This is a genomic window from Kitasatospora sp. NPDC057904 (genome assembly GCF_042887925.1).
Classification (GTDB): domain Bacteria; phylum Actinomycetota; class Actinomycetes; order Streptomycetales; family Streptomycetaceae; genus Kitasatospora.
In genome coordinates, this window is record NZ_JBHVOL010000013.1 from 92,611 (window position 1) to 112,974 (window position 20,364).

General features: G+C 74.8%; 13 protein-coding genes. 12 read left to right on the forward strand and 1 reads right to left on the reverse strand.

The features are described 5' to 3' along the window. Positions 1-257: 257 nt before the first annotated feature. Complete coding sequence (locus tag ACFVSN_RS29475; RefSeq protein ID WP_387956876.1) at positions 258-3,131, reverse strand: AAA family ATPase; 2,874 nt, start codon at positions 3,129-3,131, stop codon at positions 258-260. Between the two features lie 421 nt (positions 3,132-3,552). On the opposite strand from ACFVSN_RS29475, the gene ACFVSN_RS29480 reads away from it, so the two are divergent. The 12 genes from ACFVSN_RS29480 (at position 3,553) to ACFVSN_RS29535 (ending at position 20,291) form a co-directional block, all read left to right on the forward strand. Continuing rightward, on the forward strand, positions 3,553-4,938 hold the full coding sequence (locus tag ACFVSN_RS29480; RefSeq protein WP_380446394.1) for a glycosyltransferase: 1,386 nt from the start codon (positions 3,553-3,555) through the stop codon (positions 4,936-4,938). 55 nt (positions 4,939-4,993) lie between these two features. Further along, positions 4,994-6,052 (forward strand): DegT/DnrJ/EryC1/StrS family aminotransferase, encoded by a 1,059-nt coding sequence (locus tag ACFVSN_RS29485; RefSeq protein ID WP_387594081.1) that lies wholly within the window; start codon positions 4,994-4,996, stop codon positions 6,050-6,052. 28 nt (positions 6,053-6,080) lie between these two features. Continuing rightward, positions 6,081-7,334: a cytochrome P450 gene (locus ACFVSN_RS29490; RefSeq protein WP_387594079.1), complete on the forward strand. Its 1,254-nt coding sequence runs from the start codon at positions 6,081-6,083 to the stop codon at positions 7,332-7,334. Between the two features lie 37 nt (positions 7,335-7,371). Continuing rightward, complete coding sequence (locus ACFVSN_RS29495) at positions 7,372-7,566, forward strand: ferredoxin (RefSeq protein ID WP_380446397.1); 195 nt, start codon at positions 7,372-7,374, stop codon at positions 7,564-7,566. A 51-nt stretch (positions 7,567-7,617) separates the two neighbouring features. Further along, positions 7,618-8,376: a thioesterase II family protein gene (locus tag ACFVSN_RS29500; RefSeq protein ID WP_387594077.1), complete on the forward strand. Its 759-nt coding sequence runs from the start codon at positions 7,618-7,620 to the stop codon at positions 8,374-8,376. 29 nt (positions 8,377-8,405) lie between these two features. Next, positions 8,406-10,553, forward strand: a complete 2,148-nt coding sequence (pabB, locus tag ACFVSN_RS29505; RefSeq protein WP_387594075.1) for an aminodeoxychorismate synthase component I — start codon at positions 8,406-8,408, stop codon at positions 10,551-10,553. 68 nt (positions 10,554-10,621) lie between these two features. Next, positions 10,622-16,042, forward strand: coding sequence for a beta-ketoacyl synthase N-terminal-like domain-containing protein (locus tag ACFVSN_RS29510; protein WP_387594073.1), 5,421 nt, complete (start codon positions 10,622-10,624; stop codon positions 16,040-16,042). Between the two features lie 60 nt (positions 16,043-16,102). Continuing rightward, positions 16,103-17,161: an ATP-binding cassette domain-containing protein gene (locus ACFVSN_RS29515; protein ID WP_387594071.1), complete on the forward strand. Its 1,059-nt coding sequence runs from the start codon at positions 16,103-16,105 to the stop codon at positions 17,159-17,161. After that, positions 17,158-18,006 carry an ABC transporter permease gene (locus ACFVSN_RS29520; RefSeq protein WP_387594069.1) on the forward strand — a complete coding sequence of 283 codons (849 nt, stop codon included), beginning with the start codon at positions 17,158-17,160 and terminating at the stop codon, positions 18,004-18,006. The genes ACFVSN_RS29515 and ACFVSN_RS29520 overlap by 4 nt, the downstream gene beginning before the upstream one ends. Positions 18,007-18,547: 541 nt before the next feature. Continuing rightward, positions 18,548-19,009, forward strand: coding sequence for a MarR family transcriptional regulator (locus ACFVSN_RS29525; protein ID WP_387594067.1), 462 nt, complete (start codon positions 18,548-18,550; stop codon positions 19,007-19,009). Positions 19,010-19,087: 78 nt separating this feature from the next. After that, positions 19,088-19,633 carry a YciI family protein gene (locus tag ACFVSN_RS29530; RefSeq protein ID WP_380491523.1) on the forward strand — a complete coding sequence of 182 codons (546 nt, stop codon included), beginning with the start codon at positions 19,088-19,090 and terminating at the stop codon, positions 19,631-19,633. Positions 19,634-19,742: 109 nt separating this feature from the next. Further along, the gene (locus tag ACFVSN_RS29535) at positions 19,743-20,291 is read left to right on the forward strand and encodes a hypothetical protein (protein WP_387594065.1); all 549 of its coding nucleotides are present in this window, start codon (positions 19,743-19,745) and stop codon (positions 20,289-20,291) included. Positions 20,292-20,364 lie beyond the last annotated feature (73 nt).

Genomic DNA, 20,364 nt, shown 5'->3' on the forward strand with positions numbered 1-20,364 from the left:
GGTTCTCGCCGACCCCTCGTCGACGTGCATGCCTTCAGTGGCATCGGTCTCGATCGGGGGCGCGCCGTGGGTGGGCGGCAGCCCGGGACCGGCCGGGGCCTCGGGCCCGGTCGGCCGGGCCGTCGACGGGGTCTCCGTGGGGTCGCGAGTCTCGCCCCACGGGCTCACAGGAACGTCGTTCATCCAGTTCACCCGGGTCTCGGGCTCCCTTGCCGTGTGAGGTGCGCCGGATCGGCGCGGGGTGGAGGTGGTGGTCGTCAGCCGGTCGGCCCGCCGGCCGGGGGCGGTTCCTCGGCGGCCCGGACGGCGCCGCGGCGGGCACCGTCGAGGGCGGGTGCGAGGCCGTCCCGGCGGGTGACGCCGAGTTTGCGGTAGACGCTGGTCAGGTGGGACTCGACGGTGCGCACGGTGACGAAGAGGGTGCGCGCGATCTGCCGGTTGCTCGCGCCGTCGACGGCGAGGCCGGCGACCCTGAGTTCGGCGCCGGTGAGCAGGTCGGCGGCGGAGGTGGCGACCTCGGGCATCCGGCCGCCGGCGGTGATCAGCAGGCGGCGGGCGGCCCTGGCGAGGGCGAGGGCGCCGCAGCCGCCGGCGAGGGCGGTGGCGGTCCGCAGGTGTTCGCGGGCGCCGGCCGGGTCGCCGGCGAGGAGGAGCGCGCGGCCGAGGCCGAACTCGGCGCGGGCGTGTTCGGCCCGGGCCGGTGAGGCGGCGAGCAGGTGGACGGCCTCGGCGAGGCGGTCGAGGCCGGCCCGGCCGGGGGTCACGGCGCCGGAGGCGAGGGCGGCGAGGCCGAGGGCGCGGGCGGTGCCCCAGCGGGCGGCCAGGTCGGCGCCGTACTCGGCGAGGACCCGGCCCTCGGTCGGGCGCCGGACGGCGGCGAGGACCAGGCAGGAGTCCGCCCACCAGGGGGCGAAGACGGGGTTCGCGACGCCCGCGTCGTACTGGACGCGGCCGCAGGCGCGCAGCAGGTGGAGGGCCGCGTCGGCGTCGCCGTGGGCCCAGCGGGCGCGGCCGCGGGCGAGCAGGAAGAGCTGTTCCTCCAGGCCGGTGCCGCCGGCTTCGGAGCGGTCGGCGTCGGCGAGGAGCGCTTCCGCGCGGTGGGCTTCGCCGCGGTCGACGAGGACGGCGGCGAGGACGGCCCGGGGGGCCGTCAGACAGGCGTCGGAGCCGGCCGCACCGAAGTCCTCGATGGCGGCGCGGACGGTCGCCTCGGCTTCGGCGACGGCGCCGGCGCGGTGCAGGACGAGGGCACGGCCGGTGCGGGCGAGGGTGCGGGACCACGGGCCGGCGCCGCGCACGGCGCGGTCGAGGGCGGTGGTCGCGGCGTCCGTCTCGTCGGCGAGGGCGAGGGCGGCCGCGGCGGTGATCAGCGGCCAGCCGGGGCAGGACGGACCGGCGGCGGCGACGGCGCGGCGGGCGGCCGCGACGGCGAGTTCGCGCGAGTGCCCGGCGAGGGCGGCGCGCAGGGCGGCGAGGGCCTGCTCCTGGACGTTGGCGGTGTCGTCGCGGGCCACGGTGAACGCGGTGGCGCGGGGCACGGGGACGGTGGCGACGGCCGACGCCCGGCCGCGGCCGGTGACGAGCAGGGCGGTGCGGACCTGCCAGCGCAGGCGGGGGCCCCAGTCGCCGTCCGGTCCGTCGAGGGCGCGTTCGAGGGCCTCGGCGAGTTCGGCGCGGTGGGTCGGCGCGAGCGGCACGGCGAGGCAGGCCATGGCGCACTCGACGGCGATCCGGGCCCGGTCGGCGGGGTCGGCGGCGAGGGCGAGGGCGGCGCGGAACATCGGGACGGCGGCGAGCGGGTCGGTCTGGGCGAGGGCGACGGCCAAGCGCAGGCGCAGCCGGTCGTCCTCGGGGGTGGTGTCCAGGGCGCGGTGCAGGTAGCCGGCGGCGAGGGCGAAGGCGCCGCGCTGCTCGGCGGCGGTGGCGGCGTCGCACAGGACGGCGGCCATCCACGGCTGCGGGATGCCGGGGACCTCCATCAGGTGCCGGGCGACCTGTTCGGCCGGGCGGCCCGCGTCGCTGAGCAACAGGGCGGCCCTGGCGTGCAGTTCGGCGGTCCGGCGGCCGTCGCCGGGGGCGAGGAGGGCGGTGCGCGCGGCCGGGTGGACGTCGCCGCCCGCGGTGAGCGCGCCGCATTCCCCGAGCATCGCGACGGTCTCGTCGGCGCGGGGGCCGGGGACGCCGGCGAGGGCGGCGACGAGGTCGGTGCGGGCGGTGCCGAGCACCGCGACGGCGGCCGCGGCGGCGCGGACGGTCGCGGGTGCGGCGTCGAGTGCGGCGCGCACGGCGCGGGCGAGGGTGCGGGCGCCGAGTTCGGCGACGCGGTCGGCGCCGGCGCCGTCCGGTCCGTGGCCGAGGGCGCCCAGTTCGTCGAGGACGTGGAGCGTGGTGCGCGGGTTGCCGCCGCACACCTCGGCGAGGCGGTCGACGAAGGCGGGTTCGACCGGGGCGGGCGACCACCGGCCGACGAGCCCGGCGACGGCGGCGCGGTCGAGCGGGGCGAGCGGCAGTGGGCTGACGAACGGGTCCGCGGTGAGGTCGAGCCAGGCCGCGGGGGCGGCCGGGCGGGCGCCGTCGCGGCGGGAGAGGGCGACGAGCAGCGGGAGTCCTGCCGAGCGCCGGAGCAGGAAGTCCAGCCAGCGCAGGGTGTGTTCGTCGCAGGCCTCGGCGTCGTCGAGGGCGAGGACGAGCGGACGGTCCGTCATGAGGCGGGCCGCGGCGCGGTAGAGGGCGTGGAAGACGGGGCAGGCCTCCGCGGGGTCGAAGGAGCGCGTGTGCCGCGGCCGGGGCAGGTGTGCGGCCAGTGCCGCGCCGCCCGATGCCTCGTCACCTGATGTCGCGTCCGGTGAGGTCGCGTCCGGTGTCACGCCGCTCTCGGCGAAGAGGGCGCGCAGGCCCGAGTAGCCCGTGCCGTCCGGCCGTTCGCCGTGCAGGACGAGCGCGCCGTGCCGGGTGGATTCCGCCCGCAGCTCCGCGAGCAGCCGGGTTTTCCCGATTCCGGCCGGGCCGGTGAGGACGACGCAGCCGGCGTTCCCGCGGCGGCCGGCCCCTGCGTGTCCGGAAAGCGTCGCCAGTTCACCTGCGCGACCGAGAATGTTCCCCTGGTCGGGAATTCCTGCCGTAGGCAGCACGGAACCTTCACCCCCCAAGCGCGGACGATTCCGCTATTCCGACACCACGCCCGGACCGCAGGACAATTGCGGTTGACAGGTGCAACAGTACCCCGGGTCATACGATCAAATATGTATGGGACCCGTCAAGAACAGCACGGGTGCCCGAACGATTTCCGGCCGTCGCGACCCCGCCGCGAGGCCGTCGCGCCGTCCGGGCCGGTGGCCGCCCTCCCCGTCGCGGCGCGCGGCCGGATCCCCCAAGGAATGTTGAACCTCCCGTTGGTTTGTCTTTACCGCCGGGCCGCGGTCCAAACCCGCGCACACCAGGACGATCGGCCCCGGCCCCGGGCCGGCCCCGTCCAGGACTAAGGAATTCCCGGCGCGGGGCGTGAGACCAAGGTGGGGTGCACCCCCAGCCGTCCCGCCCCGAGGGAGTCCGATGACCGCCCCGCAGCGTCCGATCCTGTTCGTCAGCCTGCCGGAGAGCGGACTGCTCAACCCGCTGCTGGTGCTGGCCGGTGAGCTGGCCCGCCGGGGCGTGCCGGACCTCTGGTTCGCCACCGACGAGCCCCGGCGCGCCGACGTGCTGGCCCTCGCCGACGGGTCGGCGGTGGAGTTCGCCTCGCTCGGCGAGGTCTTCTCCGAGCTGTCGGCCGTCAGCTGGAGCGACGAGGTCTACCGCGAGGTGACCCAGCCGGACCGCTTCCGCGCCCACCGGGCCGTCATCCACCAGTCCTACCGGCCCGATCTGCAGGCCGAGAAATACCGCCGGCTCGCGGCCGTGGTGGACAAGTGCAATCCGGCCCTGATGGTCATCGACTGCGTCAGCTCCTTCGCCGTCGACCTCGCCCTGACCCGGGGCATTCCGTTCGTGCTCAGCGTGCCGTTCCTGCCGAGCAATGTACTCACCTCGCACAGCCCATTCGGCAGCTCGTACACGCCCAAGGATTTCCCCGTCCCGCATTCCGGCCTGCCGTACCCGATGGGTTTCGGCCAGCGCCTGGCCAACCGGCTGTTCAAGCTGCGCACGCTCGCGCTCTTCTTCAACCCGGCCATGGGGAAGGTGCTTTCCGAGGACGCCCGGCTGCGCAAGGAACTCGGGCTTCCCAAGCCCAGCCCGATGACCCGGATCGACCGGGCCGAAATGGTGCTGTGCAATTCCGTGCGGGAGCTCGACTACCCGTTCGAGATGCCGGGGAAGGTCAAGCTGGTCGGGGCGATGGTGCCGCCGCTGCCGGAGTCCACGCGGGCCGCGGACGACACCGGAGTCATGGACTGGCTCGACGCGCAGTCCTCGGTGGTCTACATGGGCTTCGGCACCATCACCCGGCTGACCCGGCCCCAGGTGGCCGCGCTCGTCGAGGTGGCGCGCCGCCTGGACGGGCGCCACCAGGTGCTGTGGCGGCTGCCCGCCGAGCAGCAGCACCTGCTGCCGCCGAAGGAGCAACTCCCGGACAACCTGCGGATCGAGAGCTGGCTGCCGTCGCAGCTGGACGTGCTGGCCCACCCCAAGGTCGGGGTGTTCTTCACCCACGGCGGCGGCAACGGCTTCCACGAGGGCGTGTACTTCGGCAAGCCGCTGGTGGTGCGCCCGCTGTGGGTGGACTGCTACGACCAGGCCGTGCGCGGCCGGGACTTCGGGATCAGCCTGACCCTGGACCGGCCGCAGGACATCGACCCGGCCGACGTCGTCGACAAGCTCACCCGCGTCCTCGGCGACGGCTCCTTCCGCGAGCGCGCCGAGCGCATCGGCGCCCTGCAGCGCGCCGCCGGCGGCCGCACCACCGCGGCCGACCTGCTGCTCGCCCTGCCCGCCCTCGCCTGACCCTTCCCCCCCGGCGACACCCCCTTCGACCAACGCACCGAGCGAGGACCCTTTCATGCCCTTCACCATCCCCGTGTCCCGGCCCAGTCTGGACGGGCGCGAGCTGGAGTACGTCACGAGCACGATCGGCGACGGCTGGATCTCCTCCCAGGGCCCGTACGTCCGGCGCTTCGAGCGGGCCTTCGCCGACTACAACGGCTCCGCCCACGGCGTGGCCTGTTCCTCCGGCACCGCGGCGCTCACCCTGGCGCTGCGCGCCCTCGGCGTGGGCCCCGGCGACGAGGTGATCGTCCCCGAGTTCACGATGATCGCCACCGCCTGGGCCGTCACCTACACCGGCGCGACGCCGGTGTTCGTCGACTGCGCGGACGACCTGAACATCGACGTCGCGCGGATCGAGGAGAAGATCACCCCGCGCACCAAGGCGATCATGCCGGTGCACGTCTACGGCCGGCGCTGCGACATGGCGGCCGTCATGGACATCGCGCACCAGTACAACCTGCGCGTCGTCGAGGACTCGGCCGAGGCCCACGGCATCCGCCCCACCGGCGACATCGCGTGCTTCTCGCTGTTCGCCAACAAGATCATCACGGCCGGCGAGGGCGGCATCTGCCTCACCGACGACCCCCGCCTGGCCGCCCAGCTGGACCACCTGCGCGCCATGGCCTTCACCACCGACCACAGCTTCGTCCACAAGAAGCTCGCCTACAACTTCCGCATGACGGCCATGCAGGCCGCCGTCGCCCTCGCCCAGACCGAGCGCCTCGACGCGATCCTCGCCACCCGCCGCGAGATCGAGCAGCGCTACGACCAGGGCCTCAAGGACGTCCCCGGGATCACCCTCATGCCGCCCCGCGACGTGCTGTGGATGTACGACGTGCGGGCCGAACGCCGCGCCGAGCTGCGCGAGTTCCTCGCCGCCGAGGGGATCGAGACCCGGCTGTTCTTCCAGCCGATGAGCCGTCAGCCCGGCTACCTCGACCCGGCCTGGCCCGGCCTCAACGCGGCCCGCTTCGCCGCCGACGGCCTCTACCTGCCCACCTACACCGACCTGATCCCCGCCGACCAGGACCGCGTGATCGGCGCGGTCCGCGCGTTCTACGGCGCGTCCTGAACCGGCCCGCCGGAGGAGACCCGAACCCATGACGCCCGACACTGCGACACCCGGCACCGTGCCTCCCGACACCGTGCCCACCGACAACGTGACGTCCGGCGGCACGACGGGCGCCGAACCGCCGGTGGTCGACTTCCCGCTGCGCGTGCCCGGCGAGTCCTTCCCCCCGCCGCGCTACCAGGGCTACCGGGACCGCCAGGGCCTGGTGGTCTCCTACCTGCCGAACGGCCGCAAGGTCTGGCTGGTCACCCGGCACGAGGACGTGCGCTCCGTCCTCACCAACAAGAAGATCAGCTCCAACCCGGACCACCCCGGCTTCCCCAACGTCAGCGAGACGATGGGCGTGCCCCGCCAGGAGCAGATCCCGGGCTGGTTCGTCGGCCTCGACTCGCCCGAGCACGACCGCTTCCGCAAGGCGCTCATCCCGGAGTTCACCGTCCGGCGGGTACGGGAGCTGCGGCCGGCGGTCGAGCAGACCGTCGACCGGTGCATCGACGCGATGCTGGCGGCCGGCGGCGAGGCCGACCTGGTGGCCGACTTCGCGCTGCCCGTCCCCTCGCTCGTCATCTCCTCGCTGCTCGGCGTGCCGCCGGTGGACCGGGACTTCTTCGAGTCCCGCACCCGCACCCTGGTCGCGATCCAGGCCTCCACCGACCAGCAGCGCGACACCGCGTCGCGCGAACTGCTGCGCTACATCAACCGGTTGGTGGCGATCAAGCAGAAGTGGCCCGGCGACGACCTGATCAGCCGGCTGCTGGCCACCGGCGCGATCGAGCCCCACGAGATGTCCGGCGTGCTGATGCTCCTGCTCATCGCCGGGCACGAGACGACGGCCAACAACATCGCGCTCGGCGTGGTGACGCTCCTCCAGCATCCCGAGTGGATCGGCGACGACCGGGTGGTCGAGGAGACGCTGCGCTTCCACTCGGTGGCCGACCTGGTCTCGCTGCGGGTCGCGGTCGAGGACGTCGAGATCTCCGGGCAGCTGGTGCGGGCCGGCGAGGGAATCGTGCCGCTGGTGGCCGCCGCCAACCACGACGAGAAGGCCTTCTCCTGCCCGCACGCGTTCGACCCGGCCCGCACCGAGCGCCACCACGTCGCGTTCGGCTACGGCGTCCACCAGTGCCTGGGCCAGAACCTGGTCCGGATCGAGATGGAGATCGCCTACCGCCGGCTCTTCGAGCGCATCCCCGGCCTGCGCCTCGCGGTGCCCGTCGAGGACCTGCCGCTCAAGTACGACGGCGTGCTGTGCGGCCTGCACGCACTGCCCGTCCGCTGGTAGCACCCGTCCCGCCCGACCGTTTCAGGAGAAAACGTTCATGCGCATCACCGTCGACACCGACCGCTGCGTCGGCGCGGGCCAGTGCGTGCTCAACGCCCCGGCCGTGTTCGACCAGGACGACGACGGCGTGGTCGAGCTCCACGACCCCGCCGTGGCCCCCGAGGACCGCGACGCGGTCGACACCGCCGCCACGCTCTGCCCGTCCGGCGCCATCACCGTCCACCGGGGCTGATCCCCGCGAGGCCGGGCCCGTCCAGGGCCCGAAAAGAGAGGACCGACCCCCATGACCAGTCCCGGCACCGCGAGCACGCTGTGGCTGCGCCGCTTCCACCCGGGCGAGGGCCGCGCCGTGCGCCTGGTGTGCTTCCCGCACGCCGGCGGCTCCGCGAGCTTCTTCCACCCCGTCTCCGCGGCCCTGTCCGCCGAGGCCGAGGTGATCGCCCTGCAGTACCCCGGCCGGCAGGACCGCCGCCTGGAGCCCTGCATCGAGGACATCGCGACCCTCGCCGACCGGATCACCGAGGAACTGCTCACCCTGGACGACCGGCCCACCGTGTACTTCGGCCACAGCATGGGCGCCGTCCTCGCGTTCGAGACCGCGTGGCGCCTGGAGCACAAGGGCACCCACGCGCCCGGGGCGGTCATCGCCTCCGGCCGCCGCGCGCCGTCCACCACCCGCACCGAGACGGTGCACCGGCGGGACGACGACGGCGTCATCGCCGAGCTCAAACTGCTCAACGGCACCAACGCCCAACTGCTCGGGGACGAGGAGATCCTGCGGATGGCGATGCCGGCGATCCGCGCCGACTACCGCGCCATCGAGCGCTACACGTGCGGGACCGACCGCGTGCTCGGCTGCCCGGTCGTCGCCCTCACCGGCGACGCCGACCCGCGCACCACCATCGCCGAGGCCCGCGCCTGGCAGGCCCACACCGCCGGTGACTTCCGCCTCCAGGTCCTGCCCGGCGGCCACTTCTTCCTCGCCGACCAGCAGGCGGCGGTGCTCCGGGAGATCTCCGCCGAACTCGCCGCGCTCCGCTGACGGACCGCCGGCCCGGACAAGGACCCCTGATGCGCACACTCCTGGTCGACAACTACGACTCCTTCACCTACAACCTCTTCCACTACCTCGCCGAGGCCAACGGCCGCGATCCTGAGGTCATCAGCAACGACGACCCGGCGTTCCGGCCCGAACTGCTCGACGCGTTCGACAACGTCGTGCTCTCCCCGGGGCCCGGCACCCCGCACAACCCCGCGGACTTCGGCCACTGCGCCGGCATAGCCCGCGAGGGCCGGCTGCCCGTCCTCGGCGTCTGCCTCGGCCACCAGGGCCTCGCCCTCGCGCACGGCGCCACCGTGGGCCGGGCGCCCACGCCCCGGCACGGCCGTACGTCGGCCGTGCGGCACACCGGCACCGGGCTCTTCCACCACCTGCCGAACCCGCTGGAGGTCGTCCGCTACCACTCGCTCGCGGTCACCTCCCTGGCCCCCGCCCTCGAACCGATCGCGTGGGCCACCGACGACGGCGTGGTGATGGCGCTGCGCCACCGCGAACTCCCCATGTGGGGCGTGCAGTTCCACCCCGAGTCGATCGGCACAGAGGCGGGCAAGCGGCTGCTGTCCAACTTCCGTGACCTCACCGAGCAGCACGGACGCCGCCGCCGCACCGCCGCCGCACCGCGACCCTCCGCGTCACAAGCCTCCGCCACCGTGAGCGCCGCGCCCCGGCCGGCCGCGCGCCGGCTCGCGGTCCTGACCCGGCAGGTCGGGACCAGCTGGGACGCCGAGACCGTCTTCGACCGCGTGTTCCGCGGCGGCAGCCACCCGTTCTGGCTCGACAGCAGCCTGCCCGGCGGCCGCCTCGGGCACGTCTCCGCGATGGGCAACGCCGCCGGGCCGCTCGCCCGCGTCGCCACCGCCGACGTCCAGCGCGGCACCGTCACGGTCACCGCCGGCGAAACCGCGCAGGTGATCGAGGGCGAGTTCCTGGCCTGGCTCGACGACGACCTGCGCACCCTGGACGTCGACGTGCCCGAGCTGCCGTTCGACTTCGCGCTCGGCTGGGTCGGCTGCCTCGGCTACGAGCTCAAGGCCGAGTGCGGCGGCGACCGCGCCCACCGCTCGCCCGACCCGGACGCCGTCATGGTCTTCACCGACCGCGCCGTCGTCGTCGACCACCACACCGGCGCCGCCCACCTGCTCGCCCTCGCCGAGGACGGCCGGAACGACGCCGCCCTCGCCTGGCTGGACGAGACCGCCGCCCTGCTCACCGGGCCCGCCCCGCACACCGACCCGCCCGCGCACACCCCGCCCGGCGAGGACTCCCGGCTGCGGCTGCGCCACCCCCGCGACGCCTACCTCAAGCTCATCGACGCGTGCCAGGACGAGATCGCGGCCGGCGAGACCTACGAGGTCTGCCTCACCAACATGATCGACGCCCCCACCGACCTCGACCCCTGGCAGGCCTACCGCGCCCTGCGGCGGATCAGCCCGGCCCCGTTCGCCGCCTTCCTCTCCTTCGGCGACCTCGCCGTGCTCAGCTCCTCCCCCGAGCGCTTCCTGCGGATCGGCCCGGACGGCCTCATGGAGTCCAAGCCCATCAAGGGCACCCGGCCGCGCGGCGCCACCCGCGAGGAGGACGCCCTGCTCGTCGCCGACCTCGCCACCAGCGAGAAGGACCGGGCCGAGAACCTCATGGTCGTCGACCTCGTGCGGCACGACCTCGGGCGCTGCGCCCGGACCGGCTCCGTCGTCGCCGACCCGCTGTTCAACGTCGAGACGTACGCCACCGTGCACCAGCTCGTCAGCACCGTGCGGGCCCGGCTGCGCCCCGAGTGCAGCGCCGTCGACGGCGTCCGGTCGGCGTTCCCCGGCGGCTCGATGACGGGCACGCCCAAGCTGCGCACGATGCAGATCATCGACCGGCTGGAGAACGGGCCGCGCGGCATCTACTCGGGCGCGATCGGCTACTTCTCGCTCAGCGGCGCCGCCGACCTGAGCATCGTGATCCGCACCGCCGTGCTCAGCGGCGGGCGGCTGCGCTACGGGGTCGGCGGGGCGATCATCGCGCTGTCCGACGCCGAGGGCGAGTTCGACGAGACGGTGGTCAAGGCCCGGCCGCTGCTCGCGCTGCTGGACACCGCGCTCCCGCTGCAGAACCCGCCGGCCTCCGCCCGCCGGCGCCGGCCGTCCAGGGCCTTCCCGGCCGTCTCGGGCTGAGAGCCCCCTCCGCAATTCAGGCTGGGGACGGCCGCCGCAGCCGCCCAGCGACCCCGTCAGGAGCGAAGGTGTCCGTCCACAGCGATGACTACGCGATCGATCCGGCCGCCGGCTCCCCCGGGGCGCTGGGCGGCCACACCCTGCCCGCCGTGTTCGCGGCGGCGGTGCTCCGGGCGCCGGACGCCGTCGCCCTGGTCGACGGCGAGCGGGAGCTGACCTGGCGCCAGTGGGCCGACGAGGCCGCCGCGCTGGCCCGGGCGCTCCAGGAACTGGGCGTCGCGCCGGGCGACGTCGTCGCCGTCCAGCTGCCCAACTGCCGGGAGTACCAGACGGCGCACGTCGCCGTCGCCACCGCGGGCGCCGTCCTGCTGCCCGTGCACGCCGGGCACGGCGCCGCCGACGTGCGGGCGCTGCTGGCCCGGGTGGACCCGGTGGCCGTGCTGCTCCCGGCGGACGCGGCGGCTGCGGCGCCCGGCCTCCTGGCGGACGTACCCTCCCTGCGGGCGGTGCTGGTCGCGGGCGGCGAGGACCCGGCCGGGGGCGGCGAGGACCCGGCCGCGGCCGGCGTCCACGCGCTGGACCGGCTCACCGCCGCGTGGGCGGGCCACCCGCCGCACCCCGTGGAGGTGCGGCCCGAGGACCCGCTGGTCCTCATCCCGTCCTCCGGCACCACCTCGGCCCGGCCCAAGATCTGCGTGCACAGCCACGACGGACTGCTCTCCAACACCGCGTCCGTCGCCGAGGAGGGCGGCCCGGCCTTCGCCGAGGCGATCCTGACGGCCTGCCCGCTCACCCACCTCTTCGGCCTGCAGTCGCTGCACACCGCACTGTTCCGCGCCTGCCGGCAGGTGCTCCTGCGCGGCTGGGACCCGGAGCGCTTCCTCGCCCTCGCCCGCGCCACCGCGCCGAGCGCCGTCTTCGCCGTCCCCGCGCAACTCCACGACGTCGTCGCCTCCCTGGCCCGCAGCGGGCAGCCGGCCGGCTTCCGGCCGCACGAGGTGCGCACCGCCGGAGCGGCGATCCCCGCCGCGCTGGCCGCCGACGTCCGGGCGGTGCTCGGCGGCGAACTCGTCGTCGTCTGGGGCATGTCCGAACTCGGCACCGGCACCCGGACCTCCCCCACCGACCCGGTCGGCGCCGCCGTGCGCAGCGTCGGCCGGCCCACCAGCGGGGCGCGCGTACGGATCGTCGGCGAGGACGGGTGCGAACTGCCCCCGGGCGAGCCGGGCGACCTCCAGTACCGCAGTCCGAGCATGTTCCGCGGCTACTACCGCGAGCCCGAACTGACCGCCGCGGCCGTCACGCCGGACGGCTGGCTGCGCACGGGCGACCGGGCGAGCCTCGGGGCGGACGGACTGCTGCGCTTCCACGGGCGCGCGGCCGAGCTGATCAACGTCGGCGGGCGGAAGTTCGACGCGACCGAGGTCCAGGAGCTGCTGGCGGCGATGCCGGGCATCGGCCCGCTCGCCGTCGTCGGACGGGCGGACGCGCGGCTCGGCGAGATCCCGTGCCTGGTGCTCACCCGCGCGGCGGACCCGGCGATCGGGCTGCGGGCCGTGACCGGCTTCCTGCGGGAGCGCGAGGTCGCCGAGTACAAGATGCCGCTGGAACTGGTGACCGTCGACGACCTCCCGCGCACCCCGGCCGGGAAACTGCACCGGCGGTCACTGGAGGAGCTGGCGGCCGGGGAAACGGTCGTTCCACCACTGTCGATGGACTACCGCGACGCGCTGGACCTCGTGCGCTCGTGCGCGGCCGAGGTCATGGAGCGCGGCCCGGACGACGGACCGATCGGCGCCGACACGGCGTTCCGCGCCTACGGACTGGACTCGGTGCGCACCATCCGGCTGCGCAACCTGCTGGCGGAGGCGACCGGCCGTCCGCTGCCGGTGAGCCTCGGCTTCGACCACCCGACCCCGGCGGCCGTCGCCGCGTTGTTGTCGGGCGCGGTGCCGGACCGGTCGTCGGAGGAAGGTCCGGACGACGCCTCCTCCGATGAACCCATCGCCATCGTCGGCATGGCCTGCCGCCTGCCGGGCGGCGTCTCCTCCCCCGACGACCTCTGGGCGCTCGTCTCCGACGGCACCCACACCGACTCCCCGTTCCCCGCCGACCGCGGCTGGGACCTCGACGGCCTCTTCGACGACGACCCCGAGCACCCCGGGACGTCCTACGTCCGCCGGGGCGGGTTCCTGGACGGCGCAGGCCGGTTCGACGCCGCCTTCTTCGGCTTCTCCCCGCGCGAGGCCCTGGCCGCCGACCCGCAGCAGCGGCTGCTCCTGGAAACGGCCTGGGAGGCGCTGGAGCACGCCGGGATCGACCCGACCGGGCTGCGCGGCAGCCGCACCGGCGTCTTCACCGGGGCGATGTACCACGACTACGGTGCGGGCGCTCCGGCGGAGTTGGAGGGCCTGCTCGGGATCGGCACCGCCGGCAGCGCGCTGGCCGGGCGGATCTCGTACTGCTTCGGCCTGGAGGGCCCGGCACTCGCCGTCGACACCGCGTGCTCCTCCTCGCTCGTCGCCCTCCACCTCGCCTGCCGTTCGCTGCGGTCGGGCGAGTCCTCGCTCGCGCTGGCCGGCGGCGTGGCGGTGATGGCCACGCCGACGTCGTTCGTCGAGTTCTCGCGGTTGCGCGGCCTCGCCGCGGACGGCCGCTGCAAGTCCTTCTCCGACGACGCCGACGGCGCCGCGTGGGCCGAGGGCGCGGGCCTGCTGGTACTGGAGCGGCTGAGCGACGCGCGGCGCAACGGGCACCCGGTGCTCGCCGTCGTCCGCGGCTCGGCCGTCAACCAGGACGGCGCCTCGAACGGCATCACCGCGCCCAACGGGCCCGCCCAGCAGCGCGTGATCCGCCGCGCGCTCGCCGACGCGGGGCTCGCCCCCGGCGACATCGACGCCGTCGAGGCCCACGGCACCGGGACCTCGCTCGGCGACCCGATCGAGGCGCAGGCGCTGCTCGCCGTCCACGGGGGCGCGCGCCCGGCGGACCGGCCGCTGTGGCTCGGGTCCGTCAAGTCGAACATCGGGCACGCCCAGGCGGCGGCCGGGGTGGCCGGCGTGATCAAGACGGTGCAGGCGCTGCGGCACGGCCTGCTGCCGCGGACCCTGCACGTCACCGAGCCGACCACCCGTGTGGACTGGTCCTCCGGCGCCGTCCGGCTGCTGACCGAGGCGCAGCCGTGGCCCCGGAAGGACGGGCGGGCGCGGCGGGCGGGGGTGTCGTCGTTCGGGATCAGCGGAACGAACGCGCACGTGGTGCTGGAGGAGGCACCGGCCGCGGGCGCCGGAGACGGGCCGACGGGGTCCTCCGACCACGGGGAGGCGACCGCGCGGCGCACGGACGCCGGGCACACGGTGCTGCAAGACGCGCCCGCGGCGGGCTCCGGAGACGGGCCGACGCGGCCCACCGACCACGCGGACGCAGCCACGCGGCACACCGACGCCGGGCACACGGCCCTGCAAGACGCGCCCGCGGCGGGCTCCGGAGACGGGCCGACGCGGCCCACCGACCACGCGGACGCAGCCACGCGGCACACCGACGCCGGACGGGCCGAGGCCGGGACCGTGCTGCCCGGGGCTTCCGAGCGCGCCGACGACCGTCCGGTGCCGCTGGTGCTCTCCGCCCGCAGCGAGCCCGCCCTGCGGGCCCAGGCCGGGCGGCTGGCCGAGCACGTCGCCGCCCACCCCTCGTACGCTCTGCCGGACCTCGCCCACGCGCTGGCCACCACCCGGGCCGTCCACGGTCACCGGGCGCTGCTGGCCGCCGCCGACCGTACCGGACTCGTCGACGCGCTGCGGCGGTTCGCCTCCGGGGAGCCCTCGCCGGTCGCCCCGGCCACCGGTCGGCGCGACGGCGGCGGGCGGCTCGCCTTCGTCTTCGCCGGGCAGGGCAGCCAGCGACCCGGGATGGGGCGCGAACTCGCCGCCGCTTTCCCGGAGTTCGCGGCCGCCCTGGACGAGGTGTGCGGCGTCCTGGATCCGCTGCTGGAACGGCCGCTGCGCTCCGTCCTGTGGGACCGTTCCGACGGGCTCCTCGACCGGACGGAGTTCGCGCAGCCCGCACTGTTCGCCCACGAGGTCGCGCTCCACCGCCTGCTGGGGTCCTGGGGCGTGCGGCCCGACCTGCTGGCCGGGCACTCGGTCGGCGAGATCGCCGCCGCGCACGTCGCCGGGGTGCTGTCACTGGCGGACGCGTGCACGCTGGTCGCCGCCCGGGGGCGGCTCATGCAGGCCCTCCCGGCCGGTGGCACGATGCTCGCCGTCCGGGCGGCGGAGGACGAAGTAGTGCCGCTGCTGGGCGAGTTCGTCTCGCTCGCGGCCGTCAACGGGCCGTCGTCCGTCGTCGTCTCGGGCACCGAGGACGCGGTCGCGGCGATCGAGGCGCACTTCGCCGACCGGCGGACGACGCGGCTGCGCGTCTCGCACGCCTTCCACTCCCCGCTGCTGGAGCCGATGCTGGCCGAATTCCGCGGTGTGCTGGAGGGGTTGTCCTTCGCCGCACCCGCCGTGCCGCTCGTCTCCGGCGTGACCGGCCGCCCACTGACCGCCGACGAGGCCCGCGACCCCGGCCACTGGGTGCGGCAGGCCAGGGAGCCGGTCCGCTTCCGGGACGCCGTCGCCCGGCTGGGCGCGGAGCGCGTCGACGCCTACCTCGAACTCGGGCCCGCCGCCGCACTCGCCCCCATGCTCGGCGAGTGCCTCGCCGCCGCGGAGGCCGGAGCGTCGGCCGCCGTCATCGCCACCGGCTCGGCCGACCAGGGGGACGGGACGCGCGCCCTGCTCGACGCCGCCGGACGCCTCCACCTGCACGGCGTGCCGGTGGACTGGGACGCCGTCCTGCCCGGCGCCCGGCCGGTGCCGCTGCCGACGTACCCGTTCCAGCGGCAAACGTACTGGCTCGCGGCCGCCGCTCCGACGCCGCCGGGCGTAGCCGTCGCCGACGCACCGCTGCTCGACGCGCCGCTGTTCGACGCGCCGCTGTCCGACGACCGGCTCGCGACGGCGAGCCCCGAGGAGCGTGACGCCCTCCTCCTCAAGCTCGTCCTCGCCGAGACCGCCGCCGTGCTCGGGCGCGGCGCCGACGACCTCGACGCCACCCACGCGTTCTCCGACCTCGGCGTCAACTCCGTCAACGCGATCGAGCTGCGCGAACGCATCGCCGCCGCCACCGGCACCGCCCTCCCCGCGACCCTCGTCTTCGACCACCCCTCCCCGGCCGCCGTCGTCCGTGCCCTCGGCGCCCTCCGCGCCGCCCGCGCCCGGCCCGACCGGGGCGCCGAACCGGAGCCCAGCGCGGCCGACCTGGTCGACCGGCTCGCCGCGCTGTTCGCCGCCGGCACCACCCCCGACCCGGCCACCGCCACCCGCCTGCGCGACCTCGCCCGGCGCTGCGCCGTGCCCGCCGGGCCGACCCACCCCGGTCCCGGGCCCGACCTCGACGCGGCCACCGACGAGGAGCTCTTCCGCCTGATGGACGCCGTCGACTGACGTGCCCCGACTGACGAGCCCCGACCGCCCGTCCCACCACCGCCCAACGGAGAACCGGCCATGACTTCCCCGCCCACCCCGGCCGACGACGACCTCGTGATCGAGGCGGTCGACGTCGGCATGACCTTCGGTACCGTCCGCGCGCTCGACTCGGTCAGCCTCGCCGTCCCCCGCGGCAGCGTGCTCGCCCTGCTCGGCCACAACGGCGCCGGCAAGACCACCCTCGTCGGCGTCCTCACCACCGCCCTCGCACCCACCACCGGCCGGGCCAGCGTCGCCGGGTTCGACGTCTCCCGCCGCCCCGCCGAGGTCCGCCGCCGGATCGGCCTCACCGGCCAGTACGCGACCGTCGACGGGCGGCTCAGCGGGCGCGACAACCTCCTCCTGCTCGCCGGGCTGCTCGGCGCCGGACGCCGCGCCGGACGCGCCCGCGCCGACGAGCTCCTCGACCTGTTCGACCTCGGCCACGTCGCCGACCGGCCCGCCCGCGGCTACTCCGGCGGCCTGCGCCGGCGCCTCGACCTCGCCGCGAGCCTGGTCGGCCGGCCCGAGGTGGTGTTCCTCGACGAACCCACCACCGGGCTCGACCCGGTGAGCCGGCTCGGGCTCTGGGAGATCGTCGAAGGCCTCGTCGCCGAGGGCACCACCGTCCTGCTCACCACCCAGTACCTCGACGAGGCCGACAGGCTCGCCGACGCCATCACCGTGCTCTCCGGCGGGAGCGTCGTCGCCCACGGCACCCCGGCGGAACTCAAGGCCCGGGTCGGCCGGCGGACCGTCACCGTCGTCCTCGACGGGCCTGCCGGGGGCAACTCCGGAAACGACCCCGGGAGCGACGCCGGCCGCGACTTCGAGCGGGCCGCCGACGCGCTGCGCCGGGCCGGGCTCGCCCCGGTCACCGGGCGCGAGGGCGCCGCCCTCGTCGTCCCCATCGAAGCCACCCGCGACATCGCCGCCGTCGTCCGGGCGCTCGACGGGGTCGGGATCGAGGCCGCCGAGCTCACGTTCGGCGAACCCGGCCTCGACGACGTCTACCTCGCCCTGGCCCACCACCCCGACAGCCTCGACCGCCTCGACCGCCTCGACCGGCTCGTCAGCCCGGAAGGACCCAAGCGGTGACCACCACTCTCGACACCGGCCGACCGCCCCGCACCCCGACGGCCACCGCGCCCGCCTGGCGCGGCAGTTCGCGGCTCACCCAGGTCCGCATCCTCACCGGCCGGTCGCTGCGCGCGCTCGTGACCGACCCGGCGGTCCTGCTCTTCGGCCTGCTCCAGCCCGTCATCACGCTCGTGGTGCTCTCCCAGGTGTTCAGCCGCATGGGGCTCCCCCCGCACTTCCCGCCGGACGTCACCTACCTGGACTTCGTCCTGCCCGCCGTCCTCGTCGACAACGCGGTGCAGTCCGCCGTCCAGTCCGGGGTCGGCCTCGTCGAGGACCTCCAGAACGGCATCGTCGCCCGCCTGCGCTGCCTGCCCGTCGCCCCGAGCTCGCTGCTCGTCGCGCGCAGCCTCACCACGCTCGTGCGCGCCGCCGTCCAGGCCGTGATCATCCTGGCGCTCGGCACCCTCGTCCTCGGCTACCACCCGCGCGGCGGGGCCGGCGCGGTCGCCGCCTCGATCGGGCTGACGCTGTTCATGAGCTGGGCGCTCGGCTGGCTGTTCATCGCGGCGGCGGCCTGGCTGCGCCGCGCCGAGCCGATCCAGAACCTCGCGATCATCGCCGTGCTCCCCCTGATGTTCGCCTCCAGCGCCTACGTCCCGACCGCCGACCTCCCGGACTGGCTCGCCGCCGTCGCCCACGTCAACCCCCTGACGTACGCCATCGATTCGACGCGCGCCCTCGCCCTCGGCCTCCCGGGGACGGGCACGGCGGTGCCGGCCCTGCTGCTCGGCACCGCCGTGGCGGCGCTCGGCGCATGGCTGGCGGTGACGGGCTTCCGCAGGCCACTCACCCCACGCTGAGCAGCGCAGCCGGTGCGCAGGAAGTCGAAATAGCCGACTTCCTGCGCACCGGCATTCCGTGATCCGGCGACACCAACCCCGCCACTCCGCGCCACCCCGACCCGAGCACACTCACAGGAAGTCGACCCGCCCGACTTCCCACGCACCGGCACTTCGTGATCCGGCGACAGCAGACGGGCTTGGGCGGAGCAGGACACGAACGTCAAAGCGCGGTTGCGGCGGCCGCTTCCCGCAGAGCGAAAGCCGCACGTTGGGCGATCGGGTCGCCATGCTCGAAGGCCGCCGTTTCGACCTCCCGCTCAGCAAGCCGACGCAGTGACCGGATCGCTCGGACGCGGTCGGTGTCGAAGGCGCCCGGCATGGTCCGGCCGATGGCCGAGCCGGTGTGGCCCCGTGCCAGTGCGTCAGCACGATTCGCCGCGGTCGCCGTCCACCAGCACCTCCTCGATCCGCGCCGCGCAGCCCGTCGGTGCCGGGTACCTCGTGGCGGCCGTGCCACGCCCTTGACCTCAACCGCGCTTGAGGTCCTAGCTTGGCGATCATGACGACCGCAAACACCCCGAAGAACGGCACCACCGCCCTCGGCCAACGGCCCATCGCCCTGGTCGCCTGGGGCGCCACCGAGGCGATCCTGCGACACTCGCAGGCGGCCCTCGCACGCATCGACGTGACCCAGCCCCAGTGGTGGGCGCTCAACAACATCGTCCGGGCCGAGCAGGGCCTCGCCAGGGAGGAGATCCGCGCCGTGGCCGTGCCCTACGGCATGGGCCCCGAGGTGATCGTCCACGCCGTGGACGCCCTCGTGCACAGGGGCTGGCTCGGCATCGGCACGGACGACCGGCTGACCCTCACGGAACAGGGCCGTGAGGGCCTGACGACGGCGAAGGAACACATGAACCGGGTGCGGACGGATTTCCTCGGCGACATCACGGAGGCGGAGTACGCGGCTGCGGTCGCCGTGCTCCAGCGCATCACCGACAACCTGGCCCAGGAGCCGTTGTAGCAGTACTGGGCCCAGCGCCGTGCGCAGGAAGTCCACCGGGCCGACTTCCTGCGCACCCGCATGCGGGACCATACGGTCATGGAATTCCTCTGCTACCACCGCGACCGGACCGGTTCCCTGCCGCTGCGCCACGAACTGCTGGAAGACCACTGGTCCTACATGGACCGGTTCGCGGAGGAGATGATCGCCCGCGGCCCGACCCTCGACGACGACGGCGCGCCGACCGGCAGCCTGCACATCGTCGACCTGCCCGGCCCCGCCGCCGCCCGTGCGTTCGCCTTCGAGGAGCCGGGCTACCAGGCCGGCGTCTACCGGGACGTGCTGCTGCGGCGGTGGCGCAACCTGCTGGGCCGCACCATGTGGGACTTCCCGGGCGGCCGGACCGGCGGCAACCGGTACCTGGTGCTCGGCCTCGGCACGGGCGAGGCGGCCGACCTCGCCGTCCCGGCCGACCGGGACGAGCTGATCGCCTACGGGCCGCTGCTGTCCGACGACGGAGCCACCTGGCTCGGCACGGCGGCGCTGCTCCGCGCGCCGGACCGGGAGACGGCACGCGCCGTCCTGACCCCGGACCGGTACGCCCACATCGAGGTGCACGCCTGGCAGTTCGGCGGGCGGCGCTGACGACCCCGGGTGCTCGCCGACTACGAGCTGCACGGGGACCCGCTTGCGCGGGTCGGTCTCCGGTGGTTCTAGAACGCTTTCGCGCGGCGACGCGCCTGCACGGCCCGTCTTGATCAGCCACCTGAATCTCCAGACCACCCGCGGCTACGTCGCCGTGTTCGACGAGGACGTCGTGCGCCACTACATGGCCTACCTCGCCGAGCGGCGCGAGGTCAGGCCCTCCGAGGAGTACCGCGAGGCCACGACCGCCGAGTGGGAGGAGTTCGAGGAGCACTTCGACAAGCGCAAGGTCGAGCTCGGCTCCTGCGCCCGTCCCTATGGCACCCCCTGCCAGCACGAACACGCCTGCATCCGTTGCCCGATGCTCAACGTCAACCCCAAGATGCTCGGCCGGCTGAACGAGCTCGAAACCGACCTCCTCACCCGCCGCGAACGCGCGGAGGCCGAAGGCTGGTTCGGGGAGATCGAAGGTCTGGACCTCACCTTGCGCTCCTCCGCTCGATTAGGGACGAAACGGAGCGATTCACTCGCAGGCCCGTCATCGACCTCGGCATTCCCGCGCCACGAACAACCCCATCCCCACCGAAGACAGTTTGAATGCCGACATAGCCACGTTCGCCGCAAAGCGCTTTGCCCACTGGTCAGTTCATGTTCGTGAAGACAATCACATCATGGGGTAGATCTGGAAGACTGCTGCCCGGCGCGAGCTGGCGTCAGGGCAGGGAACCTGG